The organism is Novosphingobium flavum (assembly GCF_014230315.1).
GTDB lineage: Bacteria > Pseudomonadota > Alphaproteobacteria > Sphingomonadales > Sphingomonadaceae > Novosphingobium > Novosphingobium flavum.
In genome coordinates this window covers 93352-108921 of the sequence record NZ_JACLAW010000014.1, presented here as the reverse complement: position 1 = coordinate 108921, position 15570 = coordinate 93352, and the positions used below count along the sequence as shown (strand labels likewise).

Here is a 15570-nt window from a genome sequence, read left to right as displayed (position 1 = left end):
CGCGGTCCTGAAGGCTCTCGCACTCCAGTTCCGCGACCAGCCCGCCCAGCGTGTCGAGGCTCAGCGTTCCGCTTTCCAGCCCGCGCGAAAGCTCCAGCCCGAGCTGGAAAACCGGGTTGAACAGCGGAGTTTGCGCGGTGAGCGCGTGCAATTCCTGCAGGCGCTCTTCCAGGCTGCGGATCGTCGGCACGTCTGTCATCTCGTCACCCTCGTGGTTGGGCCAAGGCAGCCCCGTCCCGGGCTTCGCTTTGGGCGCATGGTATCAACCGCGAGCGCGGATACCAGCCTTATTGTGCAAGTGCAGCAGCGGCCCGCGCGGTCGCTTCGATCAGCGCCACGTCGGGCGCCCCCTTGGGCACGACCCACGATCCGCCGACGCAGAGCACCGGATCGAGCGCCAGCCAGTCCGGCGCCGTGGCCGCGCTGATCCCGCCGGTCGGACAGAACTTGGCATCGAAGAACGGCGCGGCGAGAGCCTTGAGCGCGGTGATCCCGCCCGAGGTCTCGGCCGGGAAGAACTTGAAGTGGTGGAAGCCGAAATCGAGCCCGAGCATGATGTCAGCCGCATTGGAGACGCCGGGCAGGAACGGCACGCCCGCAGTGATCGCGGCCTGGCCGAGCGCCGGGGTCAGGCCGGGCGAGACGATGAAATCCGCCCCGGCATCGACCGCCGAGCCGAGCTGGCTGGGGTTGAGCACGGTCCCCGCGCCGACGATCGCGCCTGGAACCTGCCGCATGATCTCCATCGCCTGGAAGGCGACCGAGGTGCGCAGGGTCACTTCGAGCACCTTGAGCCCGCCGGCCACGAGCGCCTCGGCGATCGGCTTGGCGTGCGCGAGATCCTCGATCACCAGAACCGGAATGACTGGTGCGGTGCGCATCACGGTTTCGATCTGCTTCATGACAGGTGCTCCTTGGCAAAGGCGGCCGCGGCGCCGAACAGGCCGGGCTGGGGATGTGTTATCAGCTTCACTGGCAAGCTGGCCATCAGGTTTTCAAAGCGCCCCTTGGCACGGAACCGGCTGGCGAAGCCCGACGCCATCAGCGTGTCGCGGATGCGCAGGCCCAGGCCGCCCGCGATGACCACTCCGGCCCCGCCCTGGGCCAGCGCGATGTCCCCGGCCACCGCGCCGAGCGAGAGGCAGAACCGATCGACCGCTGCGGCGGCCAGCGAATCCTCACCGCTGGTGCCGAGCTGCCAGATCGTCCGGTCGTCGAGCTGGTGGATCGGCCGGTCCTCCAGCGCCGCAAGGGTCTGGTAAATGTCGACGATCGCCGGCCCGGCTACCACCCGCTCCACCGAGACCCGGCGATAGCGCTGGCGCAGGCGGGCGAGGATTGCGTCCTCGATCTGGTCGAGCGGGGCAAAGTCGATATGCCCGCCCTCGGTCGCCTGAACCCGGTAATCCCCTGTTCCCGAGCGCCAGACGTGTGCCGCGCCCAGCCCGGTGCCGGGGCCGAGGATGGTGATCGTGCCCTCGCTCGGGAGAGCCTCGTCCGGCCCGCACAGGTGCGCGAACTCGCTCTGCGGCGCGCGGGCGACGGCATGGCCGACCGCCGCGAAATCATTGACCACGGTGTAGCGATCGACCCCGAGCTTGTCGGGGATCAGGGCCGGGCGAATGATCCACGGGTTGTTGGTGAAGCGGATCACCTCCCCGCCGACTGGCCCGGCAATGGCGATCGCCGCCGCGCGCGGCAGGTCGCGACCGCATTGGCGGGCGAAATCCTCCCACGCCGTCTGGAACGAGGCATGGTCCTTGGTGTGCTGGGTCACCGGCTCGCCAAGGGTGATCGTGCTGTCGGCCCCGACCTTTGCCAGCGCGAAACGGGCGTGGGTGCCGCCGATGTCGACGGCGACCAGTTCGGTCATTGTGCAGTCCTCTCCGACTTGCGTTTGTTTCAGGCCAGACTCAAAGACCGGCCAGGGCGAGCATGGCCGAACCGCCTCGCTCGGCCCCGTCGGCCCCGGCGCGGAACATGGCGAACAGTTCGCGGCCCATGCCGCTGCCGGCGCCCGGCGCCTTGGCCGCGGTGCGGCCCGACAGGTCGGCGAGAACCTCGAGCGTGCCGGTGCGGGCGCAGAGGCGCACAATGTCGCCATCCTCGACGAAGGCCAGCGGACCGGCATTGCCCGCCGCGTCGGGCAGGGCCTCCGGCGTCACGTGGATCGCCGCCGGAACCTTGCCCGAGGCGCCAGACATGCGCCCGTCGGTGACCAGCGCCACCTTGTAGCCGCGATCCTGCAGCACGCCGAGCGGCGGGGTCAGCTTGTGCAGTTCGGGCATCCCGTTGGCGCGCGGCCCCTGGAAGCGGACGACCACGACCACATCGCGGTCAAGTTCGCCCGCCTTGAAGGCCGCGCTGACCGATTCCTGGTCGGAGAAGACCCGTGCGGGAGCCTCGATCGTCCAGCGCGCCTCGTCGACCGCGCTGGTCTTGAAGGTGGCGCGGCCAAGGTTGCCCTGGACCAAGCGCATCCCGCCATCGGGCAGGAAGGGGTGGGTGGCGGGGCGCAGCATGGTGTCGTCGCCGCTTTCGTGCGGAACCGGGCGCCAGGCCAGTTCCTCGTGGTCGAGGAACGGCTCCTGCCCATAGGCGGCCATGCCATGCGCCGCGACAGTCAGCGTGTCACCGTGGGCAAGGCCGGCGGAAAGCAGCTCGCGCACGACGTAGCCGATCCCGCCGGCGGCGTGGAAGTGGTTCACGTCGCCCGCCCCGTTGGGATAGACCCGGGTGAGCAGCGGAACCACGGCGGACAGCTCGTCGATGTCCTGCCAGTCGATCGTGATCCCGGCGGCGCGGGCCATGGCCGGGATGTGGATCGCATGGTTGGTCGAACCGCCGGTGGCGAGCAGGCCGACCGCGGCGTTGACGATCGCCTTCTCGTCGACCACCCGGCACATCGGGCGATAGTCGTTCCCGTCGCGCCCGATCTCGGCCAGGCGGTGGACCGCGGCACGGGTCAGGGCCGAGCGCAGCGGCGTGTTCGGCGGAACGAAGGCGGCACCGGGGATGTGCAGCCCCATCAGCTCCATCATCATCTGGTTGGAATTGGCCGTGCCATAAAAAGTGCAGGTGCCCGGCGCGTGATACGACTTGCTCTCGCTCTCGAGCAGGTCGGCGCGGGTCGCCTTGCCCTCGGCATAGAGCTGGCGCACCTTCTGCTTTTCGCGGTTGCCAAGCCCGGTGGGCATCGGCCCGCTCGGCACGAAAATCGCCGGGAGGTGGCCGAAGCGCAGCGCGCCGATGACAAGGCCGGGCACGATCTTGTCGCAGATGCCGAGCAGGGCGACCCCGTCGAACATGGCGTGCGTGAGGCCCACGGCGGCCGACAGGGCAATGGTATCCCGGCTGAACAGCGACAGTTCCATGCCCGGCAGGCCCTGGGTCACGCCGTCGCACATCGCCGGAACCCCGCCCGCGACCTGCGCCGTGGCGCCGACCTCGCGGGCATAGAGCTTCATTGCCTCGGGATAGCGGCCATAGGGCTGATGGGCCGAGAGCATGTCGTTGTAGGCGGTGATAATGCCGATGTTGGGCCCGCGGTGCGTCGAGATCGCCGCCTTGTCGCCCTCGGCGGCGGCAAAGCCGTGCGCGAAGTTGGAGCAGGGCAGGAAGTTGCGATCGCCGTGCTTGCCGGCCTCTTCCTCCATCAGCGCAAGGTAGGCGCTGCGGCCGGGCTTCGACTTCTCGATGATCCGCGCGGTAACGCGCTCGACGACGGGGTGCAGGGTCATGTCAGTTCACTCGTGCAGGATTATTCACGCCCAAAGGCTCATTCGTGCCCAAACGCTCATTCATGCCAGGTAACGCCATCGCGCTCGGCCAGCGCGATCGCGGCGGACGGCCCCCAGGAGCCGGCGGTGTAGGATTTGGGCCGGATGGTGTGCTCGGCCCAGGTGGCGCGGATCGCGTCGATCCATTCCCACTGCGCCTCCACCTCGTCGCGGCGGACGAACAGGGTCTGGTCGCCCTCGATCAGGTCGAGAAGCAGGCGTTCGTAAGCGATGCGGCGCTTCGGCCCGGCGAAGGCATCGGCCATGCGGATGTCGAGCGGAACCTCGCGCAGGCGGATGCCGCCGCGATCGAGCCCGGGCACCTTGGCCATCAGCGAGAGCGAGATGTTTTCCTGCGGCTGTATGCCGATAACCAGCTTGTTCGGCTCGGTCCGCGCGCCGCGCCCGGCGAAGATCGAGTGCGGCACCGGGCGGAACTGGACCACGATCTCGGTGGTCCGCTCGTAGAGCCGCTTGCCGGTGCGCAGGTAGAAGGGCACGCCCTTCCAGCGCCAGTTGTCGACATGGGCCTTGATCGCAACGAAAGTCTCGGTGTCGGAATCCTGGCCCAGTTCCTGATCGTAGCCGGGCACGGCCTGGCCGGAAATGGCCCCGGCGCGGTATTGCCCGGTCACGGTCTCGTCGCGCTCCACGGCGCGCAGCGAGCGCAGGACCTTGACCTTCTCGTCGCGCACGGCCGTGGCGTTGAAGCTCGACGGCGGCTCCATCGCCACCAGCGCGAGCAGCTGGAGCATGTGGTTCTGGACCATGTCGCGCAGGGCGCCGGCCCCGTCGTAGAACCCGACCCGGCCTTCAAGACCGACCGTCTCGGCCACGGTGATCTGGACATGGTCGATGTGCGCCGCATTCCACAGCGGCTCGAACATGATGTTGGCAAAGCGCAGGGCCAGCAGGTTCTGCACCGTTTCCTTGCCGAGATAGTGGTCGATCCGGAAAATCCGGTCTTCCGGGAAGGCCGAGGAGACCGCGTCGTTGATGTGGCGGCTGGTGGCAAGGTCGGTGCCGAGCGGCTTCTCCAGCCCGATCCGGGTCTTCTCTCCGGCAAGGCCGCTGGCGACCAGCCCAGCGATGGTCGGCTCGAACAGGCCCGGCGCGGTGGAGAGGAAGATCGACAGGCCGCGCTCGATCGGGCCGACCTTGGCGGCAAGATCGGCGAAGTGGTCGGTCTCGTTGGCGTCGAGCGCCTGGTAGTGCAGCCGGGCCAGGAACGGCTCGATCGCGGGCTTGCGATCTTCGGGCAGGAACCGCTCCAGCGCCTCGCGGGCGAATTGGCGGAAGCCTTCGTCGTCATAGGCGTGGCGGGCCGTGCCGACGATCTTGAGGTCGGGGGCGACCAGCTTGTCCGCATCCAGCGCGCAGAGCGAGGGCAGCAACATGCGCTGGGCAAGATCGCCCGTGGCCCCGAACAGCAACAGGCAATCGGCAGTAAAGGTCATCCGCAGCTCCCCCCGGGCGTCAGGGCCAAATGTCTCACACGCCCTTCGTCGGGCGCCGGACGAAACCGAGTGTCTCGTTCCGCGCCCCCGTTAGCAAGTGCAATAACGCCGCGCGCCGATCGTGGGTGAAGAATACGTCTGCGAAGAAGGGCCCGGCCACGCTCTCACGTCACGCCCTCACAACGCACCGCGCCGCGCCGGTATCCCGCGCCCGGCCCCGGAGGTCAGGCCAGTTCGTCGCGGTGGCGCAGGGCCAGGACGGCCAGTTCGGTCCGGTTCTCGATCGCCAGCTTCTGGTAGAGCGAGTGGAGATAGACCTTGACCGTGCCCTCGGTGATTCCAAGCTCGCTGGCGATGTCGCGGTTGCGATAGCCCTGGGCGACGAAGGAGACGATGGTCCGCTCGCGCCGGGTTAGGACCGACATCGGCGAGGGAGTCTTGCGCCGCGTCGCTTCCTTGCGCGCCCGCTCGATCAGGTCGGGCCCGATCGCCTTGCGCCCCTCGAGCACGGCGTCGATCGTATCGGCGAGGGTCTCCTCGGCACCTTCCTTGCCGACGATGCCGTTGACCCCGGCGTCGAGCGCGTCGAGCAGGCGGGCATCGTCGATCTGGGCGGTGAGCAGGATCACCGGCCGGTTGTCCCCGGCGCGGCGCATGGCGCGCAGGGTCTCGACCCCGTCGCCGTCGGGCATGGTCACGTCGAACACGCAGACCGCCGGGTCCAATTCGCGCACGGCGGCAAGCGCCTCGCGCCCGCTGCCGACGTTGGCGACGATCCGATAGTCGGTATTGCCGAGGACGGCCTCGACCCCGGCCCGGATAAAGGCGTGGTCGTCGGCAAGCAGAATGGAAGTCATGGCATCATCCTCGCGTGTTGTGGGCCGGCAGTTCGATGGCCAGCACGGTGCTGCCCGGCGTGCTTTCGAGGGCGAATTCCCCGCCGATGGCGGCGACGCGCTCCCGGATCGACCACGGCCTGCCGTCCTGGCTGGCCGCATCGAAACCAATCCCGTTATCCTCGATTTGCAGGGCCAGCCGGCCGTGCGCAAGCCCCAGCCGCACGGTCACCCGTTCGGCGTGGCCATGGCGGGCGGCATTGGCCACCGCCTCGCGCACCAGTTGCTGCACCTCGTGGCTGAGCCAGCCGGTCACCTCGACCGGCCCCGGCGCGTCGAGCGCGACCGCCACCCCCCAGTGCGCCCCGGCATCGGCAAGGGCGCCGTCCATGTCGCCGCGCAGGTCGCGGCTCCGCGGCGGCTGGGCCGGCGCGCGCAACGAATCGATCAGGCCGCGGATATGGCCCTGCTCGCGGCGCAGCGCGTCGCGGATCGCCACGATCTCGCTGTCCGCCTCGGGCACCAGCCTGCCACCAAGGTTGCGGCGCAGCCCCTCCAGCCGGAAACAGGCCCCGGCGAGCGACTGGGCCACGCTGTCATGCAGGTCGCGCGCAATCGCGCTGCGGGTGCGGCCGACCAGCGCCGCGCGCTCCAGCTCGCCCAGCACGGCGCGGTCGAAGGCAGAGCCGATCTCGCGCGCGATCGCCTTGCCAAGATGGAGAAAGTCCGCACCCGGGCCGCTAATTCCGCCCAGCAGCAAAAGTCCGTCGCCGCTGGCGTTGTGGAACGGTAGTTGCAACCCTTCCGTGATCCCGCCGATCGGCGTCAGGGCTGCGGGAATGTGCGGCACGGTCGGCTGCACGCGGTCCTCGTCGTCGAGCAGCAGGCTGCGGCGGCGGCGCATGTCGAACAGCTCGACCGCGGCATAGGCCGGCTCCCAGTCGTCCAGCACCTTCGGCCCGGCCCGCTGGGCATGGAGCCCGTCCGGCCCGTCGCGGCGGATCTCGACCCATGGTTCCTCGGCAGGGCTCCACGCCAGTAGCACCTTGCTCGCGCCGGTCAGTTCGCGGGCATAGTCCATCGCCCGCGCCATCAGCTCCTCCTCGTCATCGCCTTCGACCGGGGGCGCTATGGCCGGTACATGCGGTGCGCGGCGCTGCACCCCGAACCACAGCAGCACGGCCAGCAGGGCCACCATGTAGCTGATCCGCCTGACGAAGCGGTACGTGTCGATCTCCAACCCGCTGCTCATCATCGCCATGCCGGTGGCCACGAACAGCGCGGTGAGGCCGAACCCGGTCCAGGCCGCCACCCGCCAGTCCCACCGCATGATCGCCGAGAGCGCGACCAGCGACAGGACCGACAGGAACGGGCTGGTGAAATCGGCCGTCGACTGCTCGGTGAAGAAGACCCCGCTGATGAAGACCAGCGAATCGAGCACCAAAATAAAGGGCGCCAGCATGTGGTCGAACCACCAGCTCTTCCAGGCGAGCAGGATCAGGGCGAGGCTGACGGTGAAATAGCCGAACAGCAGCAGCCGGCTGGCCGTTTCGTGCAGCCCGTCGCGTGACGGGTCCAGCATCAGGGCCAGCAGGAAAACCAGCGACAGCGCAGCACGATAGACGGCGATGACCCGTGCGGACCTGTATTCAAAGATCGACTTGACACTCATCGCCGACGGCAGACCCCTCCTGCGCGACACTGTGCCGCGCCCCAGCCGAGGGTCAAGGCCAGTGCGCATTTCCGCGCATCAGGCAATGCCATCCCACACCAGTTTGGCGCCGAGAAGGACCATCAGCACGTATATGACGATGTAGAACCGCCCTGACCGCATTCGCCGGATCAACCGCAGCGTAAAAAGTGTGCTAACCACTGCAAGCGGCAGCAGCAGCGCCGCTGCGGCAAGGGTCTGGCGGTTGAGCGTACCGAGCATGACATAGCCCGGCACCTTGAGCCAGTTCATCGCCGCGAAGAGAACCGCACTGGTCCCGATGTAGCGTTCGTGCGGCAGGCGGCGCGGGGTCACCCACATCTGGAACGGCGGTCCGCCGGCATGGGCAACCTGGCTCGTCACCCCGGTGGCGACGCCGAACAGCAGGCCGACCCAGCCCGGCGAGGTGGAGGGCGCCGCGGCCCGCCCGCCGCGCTCGACCCACAGCCGGAAGGCGCCGAAGCCGAAGGTGATCAGCCCGAGCAGGAGCAGCAGCCGGCGCTCGTCGACCAGTGCGGCATATCCGGTGGCGAGCGCGATGCCGATCGCGCAGCCCGGCAGCATCCAGCCCACGATCCAGCGATCCCACTCCTTGCGGAAGGCCCAGACCGAAACCGCGTCCTGCACCAGCAGCACCGGCAGCAGCACGGCCGCAGCCTCGGCCGGCGGCAGGGCGAGCGCGAGGATCGGGGTGCCGAGCGCGCCGACCCCGCTCAGCCCGCCCTTGGCCGCGCCGACGATGATCACCGCGAGGCAGGCAAGGACAAGGGTCAGGGGATCGGCAAGCAGGCTCATGCTCCCCGCCAAGCACCCCGCTGGCGGCATGGCAAGGGGGCCAGTTTCCTACTCACCAAATTGGTTATATCTTTAGATATGATTTCACTGATTTGGAGAAATATGCGATGGATTTCGACTTCGTCCCGCTGCGCGACGCCGAAAAGGCCGTGACCGGCGCGCCCGATGGCACGCCGTCCGGGCTGGACGGCCTCGCCGAGGTGCTGGCACAGGCCGCCGGCGAAGCGGAGCCTTGGGCCGACACCCCGGCGGCCACGCCTTCGCCCGCGCCCATATCCCCGCACCGCCTCGGCTCCCTGTCCGAACGCTATGAGAGCGGCGGGCGCGGGCCGGGCACGGTGTCGAGCGGGCTGCGCGATCCGGGCGGAGTGTCCTACGGCCTTTACCAGATGGCGACCAGGACCGGCACGGCCGCGAGCTTCGTCGCCGCCGAGGGCGCGGCCTGGGGCCCCGAATTCCGCGGCAAGGCCCCGGGCAGCGCCGCCTTCACCGCCGCCTGGCAGGCGATCGCCGCGCGCGAGGCACCCGCCTTTGCCCAGGCCCAGCACGCCTTCATCGAGCGGACCCACTATCGCCCGGTCGTGACCGCCGTGCGGGCCGGCAGCGGGCTCGACCTCGACTCCCGCGCCGATGCCGTGCGCGATGCCTGCTGGTCCTGCGCGGTGCAGCACGGCGCGGCGGCAAAGGTTCTGCTGCGCGGAATCGCCGCGGCCGACAAGGCCTGCCCCCGCGCCGACCCGGGCTACGACCGTGCGCTGATCGAGGCGATCTATGCCCAGCGCACCGCCTATGTCCGCGACATCGCCGCAGGCTCCGATCCCGGCGCCGCGCGAACCCTGCTCGACATCGCCGCGCGCCGCTACCCGTCCGAGCGCGCCGCCGCGCTCGCCATGCTTGGCTAAGCCCCTAGCACCTGCCCTTTCGGGCAAAGGGCCAGCCGATCGCGCCGCTGGTCCACAACGCCGCCCAGATCAGCACCGGCTGGGCGGCCATGCGCGGCAGGTGATAGGCCAGCCCCAGCCCGTGATCGCTGCGCGCCAGATCCAGCGCCATATGGTGCATATTGGCTGGCCAGACGCACAGCGCATAGGCCGCCAGTCCCCACCCGGCCGCACGGCGCAGCGGGCCCGACCACGGCTGCAGCAGGGCGAGGCTCCCGGCAATCTCGGCCAGCCCGGTGAGGGCGATGACCAGCGCGGGATCGGGAACCCAGCCCGGCGTAATCGCGATGAACGGGCGCGGCAGGATCAGGTGCAGCACCCCGGCGGCAAGATAGAGCAGGCCCAGCAAGCCGCGCACGATCATTCGCCCCGTCATCCCGCCCATCCTCTTGCTTGCCAAGAAAAGCGTATTGAGCGCGGCGCGCGAAACGGCAAGGGTGGGTCATCCGCCGGAAAGGACCTCGATGCGCCTTCGTTCGCTGCTCGCCCCTGCCCTCGCCACCGCGATCCTCGCTTCCCCGGCCCTTGCGGCCCCGCCGAGAAGCCCGGAGGAAATCGCCGCCGCCGCGCTCAAGGCCGCCCCGGTGTGGGACGGGCACAACGACGTGCCCGAGCAGCTGCGCGAACGCTGGCACGACGTTCTGGCGAAGTTCGACTTTGCCGACACCAGCGGCACGGCTGATCCGGCGAAGGGCTATATCGCCATGCACACCGACCTTGCCCGGCTGCGCAGGGGCAAGGTCGGGGCGCAGTTCTGGTCGGTCTATGTCTCGGCGGGCCTCACCGACCAGCAGGCGGTCCAAGCGGTGATGGAGCAGATCGACGTCACCCGCCGCCTGATCGCCCGCTATCCGGCCGACCTGCAGTTCGCCGATAACGCCGCCGACGTCGAAAAGGCGCTGAAGGCAGGCAAGATCGCCTCGCTGCTGGGCATGGAGGGCGGCTATGCGATCGGCAATTCGCCCGGCGTCCTGCGCCAGTTCCGCGCGCTCGGCGTGCGCTACATGACCCTCTCGCACTTCCGCTCGACCTCCTGGGCGGACAGCGCCACCGATGCCCCGAAGAACAACGGCCTCTCGCCTTTCGGCAAGGACGTGGTGCGCGAGATGCAGCGCATCGGCATGTTGGTCGATCTCAGCCACACCAGCACCAGGACCATGCTCGACGCGCTCGACGTCGCCCGCGCCCCGGTGATTTTCAGCCATTCCGGCGCGCGCGCCGTGGCCGACCATGCCCGCAACGTGCCCGACGAGGTGCTGGCGCGGATCAAGGCCAATGGCGGGATCGTGATGGTCGTCTCGCTGCCCGCCTATGTCAGCCAGAAGGCGCGCGACTGGGCGCTCGATCGCGCCGCAGAAAAGGCCCGGCTCGACGCCCGCTTCAGCGAGGCGCCGGACCAGGCCAAGGCCGCGCTGGCGGAATGGGAGAAAGCCCATCCGGTCCCGCCCGCCACCCTGTCTGACCTTGCCGACCACGTCGATCACATCGTCAAGGTTGCCGGGATCGACCATGTCGGGGTCGGCGGCGACTTCGACGGGATGGACACGATGACCGAGGGCTTCGCCGACGTATCGGCCTATCCGGCCCTGTTCGCCGAACTCGCCCGGCGCGGCTATGCGCAGGCCGACCTCGAGAAGATCGCCAGCCGCAACATGCTGCGCATACTGAAAGCGGCAGACGCCTATGCCGCCGCTCATGCCGCCGATCCGGCACTGGAAAGCCCGACCGTCTTCTAGCCCAGCAAGGCCAGGGTCGCCGGATCGCGCTCCCCGCCGTAAAAGGCTTCGAGCGCCTCGGCGAAATGCGCTTCGCCGCCCGCCGCCTCGAACAGCGTCAGGCAGCTGCGAAGCTTGAGCGCGTCGACCGGCCCGAGAATGGTCTCGGCCGACCGCTGCCCGGCCCAGTCCAGCATCGCCTCGGTGGAAACCGCCAGCCGCGCCCCCAGCACGGGATGGGCGAGATAGGCCCGCGCCTCCTCGGCATCGACCAGCCCGTAGTGCCAGGCCGTATGGCTTCGCCCCAGCCCGCGCAATTGTGGGAAGACGAACCACATCCAGTGACTGCGCTTCACGCCGGCCTTCAGTTCGGCGAGGGCCGCCGCGTAGGTTTCGGCCTGGGCGCCGACGAAGCGGTCGAGCGAATCGGTCATGGCGCCACTATGCAGCGCCGGGCCCGCTCAGTCCTTCGATTTGTGCGCGGGCAGGCCCTTCCGGCTGGTCGCGGCCAGTTCCTCGAGCTGCTTCTCGGTCATGGATGCGGCCATGTCGCGCGAAGCGCCCTTGAGGCGCGACTTCGGCGTCTCGCCCCGCTTGGCGGAAAGGGCCGCGCCGGCGGCCTGCTGCTGGGCCTTTGATCGCGCCGGCATCGTCAGCTCTCGGGCGTGGCCTGGTTGGTGACGTGCCCGGTGCGCTCGCCCTGCGGGCTGGTAGCGGCCCCGGTGATCCAGATTGCCGAAAGGGCCAGGATCGCGAGGACCAGCCCGAATATCAACATGTAGCGGACCACGTGCGGCGTATCGCCCCCACGCGCCTCGGTCGTGTCGAGGTGAACTTCTTCGCCGTGACGTTCCATCGCACTTGCTCCCACTGGACAAACCAGTGGCGATTCTACGCCGGAGCAAGGCCGATGTTCCTGACCGGGTCCGGATCGGGCCCGGTCAGGTCCATGCCGATCAGTCGCGCAGCAGCTCGTTGATCCCGGTCTTGCTGCGGGTCTGGGCGTCGACCGTCTTGACGATCACGGCGCAGTAGAGGCTCGGCCCCGGGGTGCCGTCCGGCAGCGGCTTGCCCGGCAGCGAGCCCGGCACGACCACCGAATAGGGCGGAACCTTGCCCACGTGGACCTCGCCGGTCGCCCGGTCGATGATCTTGGTCGAGGCGCCGATGAACACGCCCATCGAAAGCACCGCGCCCTCGCCCACGACCACGCCCTCGGCCACTTCCGAACGGGCGCCGATGAAGCAGTTGTCCTCGATGATCACCGGCCCGGCCTGCAGCGGCTCGAGCACGCCGCCGATCCCGGCGCCGCCCGAGATATGCACGTTCTTGCCGATCTGGGCGCAGGAGCCGACCGTGGCCCAGGTGTCGACCATCGTGCCCTCGCCCACATAGGCGCCCAGGTTCACGAAGCTCGGCATCAGCACCACGCCCTTGGCGATGTGCGCGCTGCGGCGGACCACGGCGCCCGGCACCACGCGGAAACCGCCGGCGCGGAACTTGGCATCGTCCCAGCCCTCGAACTTGAGCGGAACCTTGTCGAAGGCCGGAGCCGCGCCGCCGGCGCCGTGTTCCATCACGCCGTTGTCGGCAAGGCGGAACGAGAGCAGCACGGCCTTCTTCAGCCACTGGTTGACCTTCCAGCCGCCCTGCCCGTCCGGCTCGGCCACGCGCGCCGCGCCCGAATCGAGCAGGTCGAGCGCCTCGTCGACGATCGCGCGCACGTCGGCGCTGGCGGGGGTCACGCCGTCACGGGCTTCCCAGGCGGCTTCGATCTTGCTGGCGAGGTCGGTCATCGGCTGTTCCTTGGATTTTCTGTGTCGGGGGATTCTGTGTCGTTCAGGGCCGCGCGCCTATCCCGGCTGGCCCGGCGGGGCAAGCCGGAGTGTTAATGTAGTGCGGAAAGCCCTTCCGGGCTTTCCTTGCGGCACCAGCCCGCAAGCCTTCCACGGACGTGGAAGGCGCACCCTCCTAACGACTCTTCGTCAGCTCGCGGACGAAGTCGATCAGGCCGGTCTGGCGGGTGCGGCGCATCCGTTCGGCATGGAGAATCGCGCTCACCTTGGCGAAACAGGTCTCGACGTCGTCGTTGACCACCACGTAGTCATAGCCGTCCCAGTGGCTGATCTCGGCCTGGGCCCGCGCCATGCGCGCCGCGATCACTTCGCTGCTGTCGGTCTGGCGGCTGATCAGGCGCCGCTCGAGCTCGTCGAGGCTCGGCGGCAGGATGAACACGCGGACAACGTCGACCTCGGCCTTCTGGTAGAGCTGCTGGGTGCCCTGCCAGTCGATGTCGAACAGGAAGTCGCGCCCTTCCTTCAGCCCGGCGCGGATCTGCGCCTTGGGCGTGCCGTAGCAATGGCCGAACACGGTCGCCCATTCGAAGAAGGCGTTGTCCTCCACCATCTGCTCGAATTCGGCGGGGCTGGCGAAGTGATAGTCGCGCCCCTCGACCTCGCCGGGCCGCATCGGCCGGGTGGTGACCGAGACCGACGAGTTGATCTCGCGATCCTGTTCGAGCAGCTTGCGGGCGATGGTGGTCTTGCCCGCGCCCGAGGGGGAGGACAGGATCAGCATCAGGCCGCGGCGATGAAGCGTGTCGGTAGCCATGCCCGCCTTTGGCGCATGGCGGGGATGCGAATCAAGTCTCGCGTGCGAAACCGATCAATCGCCGCCGCCCCCAGCCCGCTTGCCGCGAACCGCCTGCCGGTCGACCGCCTTGCCCCCGCTCGCCGCCTGGGCCCTGGCATGGCGGCGCTCGTACAGCGTCTTGGCCAGCATCCCCCCGCCCACCAGCAGGGCGCCGGGCAGCGATCGGGTGGCGATCCGCGCGAGGGCCGTGCCGATCAGGGTCTGCCCCATGGTGCGCCCCTTGATCAGGCTCTCGGCCTTCTTCGGACTGTAGGCCCGCCCGAGCAGCCCGCGCTCGATCGCATGTCGCAGGAGCCGGCCGCCGCCGCGCAAGGCGATGTCGGCAAGCACGAGGTTGGTCATCGGGTTGGGGCTGGGGCTCGCGGGCAGGCTTTCTTCCGCCTTCACCGCCGTCTCGCGGGCCTTGCGGAACCTTGCCATCCAGCCGAACTCCCTATTTCTTGCGGCCGAAATCCACCGTGACCACGTTGGAGCCGTCTTCGCTGGAAACGCGGGGGGCCTCGCCCTGTTCCGCATCCGGCTCGGACCCGTCATTCTCGCCCGCCTCGTGCGGCTCGGGGGCGAGATCGGCCACGGTCGCCTGGAACTGCAGTCCGAAATCGACCGCCGGATCGACGAATGCGGTGATCGCCGCGAAGGGAATCACCAGTTTGGCCGGCATCTGGTTGAACGAGAGGCCGACCGAGAAGTGATCCTCCGCCGCGGTCAGGTCCCAGAACTTGTTCTGGAGGACGATGGTCATCTCGTCGGGAAACCGCTCACGCAGGTGCTGGGGAATGTCCACCCCGGGCGCGCCGGTCTTGAAGGTGATGTAGAAGTGATGGTTGCCCGGCAGGGTGCCACCCGACGATTCGACCTGGCCCAGAACCCGGCCGACCACGGCGCGCAGGGCTTCCTGGACGATTTCATCGTAGGGGATCAGGCTGTCGGGCGTTTCGGTCATCCCCCCTCAAGTGGCGACGGCAAGGCGCATGGTCAAGCGTTCAAAGCGTGCCTTGCACCGTTTGCCTGTGGGTCTATAGGCGCGCAGACAAGGATTCTGACGCCGCGAACCGGCCCCAAGGACTGCTCATGCGTACCGCCCGCATCACCCGAAAGACCCACGAAACCGACATCGACGTCGAGGTGAACCTCGATGGCACCGGGAAATTCGATATTTCCACGGGAATCGGCTTCCTCGATCACATGATCGAGCAGTTCTCGCGCCACTCGCTGATCGACATCCGCTGCCGGATCGTCGGCGATCTCCATGTCGACCAGCACCACACGACCGAGGATTCGGCGATCGCCATCGGCCAGTGCATCTCGCAGGCGCTGGGCGACCGGGGCGGAATCGGCCGCTACGGCTCGGTCTATTCGCCGATGGACGAGGCCCTCGCCCGCGTCGCGCTCGACATTTCGGGCCGCCCGTGGCTGGTGTGGAAGGCCGCTTTCACCCAGGAAAAGCTGGGCGAGATGGATACCGAGCTGTTCGAGCACTGGTTCCAGTCGATCTCGCAGGCGATCGGGATCACCTTGCACATCGAACTGCTCTACGGCAGCAACAACCACCACATCTGCGAAGGCATCTACAAGGGCTTCGCCCGCGCGATGCGCACCGCGGTCGAGCTGGACCCGCGCAAGGGCGGGGCCGTGCCCTCCACCAAGGGCCTGCTCGGAGAAGGGAGCCTCAACGGCTGAGACC

The 15570-nt window shown here is 68.7% G+C and carries 19 protein-coding genes; 3 read left to right on the top strand and 16 right to left on the bottom strand.

The window, feature by feature from the left end; genetic code table 11:
• The 8 genes from H7F51_RS16485 to H7F51_RS16450 form a co-directional block, all read right to left on the bottom strand.
• Nucleotides 1–199 (bottom strand): hypothetical protein (locus H7F51_RS16485; RefSeq protein WP_185665410.1); only part of this gene is annotated, 199 nt, incomplete at its 3' end.
• Nucleotides 200–287: 88 nt separating this feature from the next.
• Nucleotides 288–902, bottom strand: coding sequence for a bifunctional 4-hydroxy-2-oxoglutarate aldolase/2-dehydro-3-deoxy-phosphogluconate aldolase (gene eda, locus H7F51_RS16480; RefSeq protein ID WP_185665409.1), 615 nt, complete (start codon nt 900–902; stop codon nt 288–290).
• On the bottom strand, nt 899–1873 hold the full coding sequence (locus H7F51_RS16475; RefSeq protein ID WP_185665408.1) for a glucokinase: 975 nt from the start codon (nt 1871–1873) through the stop codon (nt 899–901). Before H7F51_RS16475 ends, eda begins: the two co-directional genes overlap by 4 nt.
• Before the next feature lie 40 nt (nt 1874–1913).
• Nucleotides 1914–3740, bottom strand: coding sequence for a phosphogluconate dehydratase (gene edd, locus H7F51_RS16470; protein WP_185665407.1), 1827 nt, complete (start codon nt 3738–3740; stop codon nt 1914–1916).
• Between the two features lie 56 nt (nt 3741–3796).
• Nucleotides 3797–5236 carry a glucose-6-phosphate dehydrogenase gene (gene zwf, locus H7F51_RS16465; protein WP_185665406.1) on the bottom strand — a complete coding sequence of 480 codons (1440 nt, stop codon included), beginning with the start codon at nt 5234–5236 and terminating at the stop codon, nt 3797–3799.
• A gap of 224 nt (nt 5237–5460) precedes the next feature.
• Nucleotides 5461–6093: a response regulator gene (locus H7F51_RS16460; RefSeq protein WP_185665405.1), complete on the bottom strand. Its 633-nt coding sequence runs from the start codon at nt 6091–6093 to the stop codon at nt 5461–5463.
• A gap of 4 nt (nt 6094–6097) precedes the next feature.
• Nucleotides 6098–7744 carry a sensor histidine kinase gene (locus H7F51_RS16455; protein WP_185665404.1) on the bottom strand — a complete coding sequence of 549 codons (1647 nt, stop codon included), beginning with the start codon at nt 7742–7744 and terminating at the stop codon, nt 6098–6100.
• A gap of 78 nt (nt 7745–7822) precedes the next feature.
• Nucleotides 7823–8578: a sulfite exporter TauE/SafE family protein gene (locus H7F51_RS16450; RefSeq protein ID WP_185665403.1), complete on the bottom strand. Its 756-nt coding sequence runs from the start codon at nt 8576–8578 to the stop codon at nt 7823–7825.
• Between the two features lie 107 nt (nt 8579–8685).
• Between H7F51_RS16450 and H7F51_RS16445 the strand changes: the two genes are divergently transcribed.
• On the top strand, nt 8686–9480 hold the full coding sequence (locus H7F51_RS16445) for a VgrG-related protein (RefSeq protein WP_185665402.1): 795 nt from the start codon (nt 8686–8688) through the stop codon (nt 9478–9480).
• A 4-nt stretch (nt 9481–9484) separates the two neighbouring features.
• Here the strand turns inward: H7F51_RS16445 and H7F51_RS16440 are convergent, their stop codons facing one another.
• Nucleotides 9485–9895: a DoxX family protein gene (locus H7F51_RS16440; RefSeq protein ID WP_185665401.1), complete on the bottom strand. Its 411-nt coding sequence runs from the start codon at nt 9893–9895 to the stop codon at nt 9485–9487.
• 88 nt (nt 9896–9983) lie between these two features.
• Between H7F51_RS16440 and H7F51_RS16435 the strand changes: the two genes are divergently transcribed.
• Entirely contained in the window at nt 9984–11255 is a 1272-nt protein-coding gene (locus tag H7F51_RS16435; RefSeq protein ID WP_185665400.1) for a dipeptidase, read from the top strand.
• Here H7F51_RS16435 and H7F51_RS16430 read toward each other — a convergent pair.
• From H7F51_RS16430 to H7F51_RS16400, 7 genes are all read right to left on the bottom strand, one after another.
• The gene (locus tag H7F51_RS16430) at nt 11252–11668 is read right to left on the bottom strand and encodes a DUF1810 domain-containing protein (RefSeq protein ID WP_185665399.1); all 417 of its coding nucleotides are present in this window, start codon (nt 11666–11668) and stop codon (nt 11252–11254) included. The genes H7F51_RS16435 and H7F51_RS16430 overlap by 4 nt on opposite strands.
• Nucleotides 11669–11695: 27 nt before the next feature.
• A complete protein-coding gene (locus H7F51_RS16425; protein ID WP_185665398.1) occupies nt 11696–11884 on the bottom strand; it encodes a DUF3008 family protein in 189 nt (62 codons plus the stop codon).
• Between the two features lie 2 nt (nt 11885–11886).
• Nucleotides 11887–12090 (bottom strand): hypothetical protein, encoded by a 204-nt coding sequence (locus H7F51_RS16420; RefSeq protein ID WP_185665397.1) that lies wholly within the window; start codon nt 12088–12090, stop codon nt 11887–11889.
• A gap of 100 nt (nt 12091–12190) precedes the next feature.
• On the bottom strand, nt 12191–13030 hold the full coding sequence (gene dapD, locus H7F51_RS16415) for a 2,3,4,5-tetrahydropyridine-2,6-dicarboxylate N-succinyltransferase (protein ID WP_185665396.1): 840 nt from the start codon (nt 13028–13030) through the stop codon (nt 12191–12193).
• Nucleotides 13031–13205: 175 nt separating this feature from the next.
• Nucleotides 13206–13844 carry a guanylate kinase gene (gmk, locus tag H7F51_RS16410; protein WP_246448654.1) on the bottom strand — a complete coding sequence of 213 codons (639 nt, stop codon included), beginning with the start codon at nt 13842–13844 and terminating at the stop codon, nt 13206–13208.
• 54 nt (nt 13845–13898) lie between these two features.
• Nucleotides 13899–14306: a hypothetical protein gene (locus tag H7F51_RS16405; RefSeq protein ID WP_185665395.1), complete on the bottom strand. Its 408-nt coding sequence runs from the start codon at nt 14304–14306 to the stop codon at nt 13899–13901.
• 13 nt (nt 14307–14319) lie between these two features.
• Complete coding sequence (locus tag H7F51_RS16400; protein WP_185665394.1) at nt 14320–14829, bottom strand: SspB family protein; 510 nt, start codon at nt 14827–14829, stop codon at nt 14320–14322.
• A gap of 128 nt (nt 14830–14957) precedes the next feature.
• On the opposite strand from H7F51_RS16400, the gene hisB reads away from it, so the two are divergent.
• A complete protein-coding gene (hisB, locus tag H7F51_RS16395; protein ID WP_185665393.1) occupies nt 14958–15566 on the top strand; it encodes an imidazoleglycerol-phosphate dehydratase HisB in 609 nt (202 codons plus the stop codon).
• Nucleotides 15567–15570 lie beyond the last annotated feature (4 nt).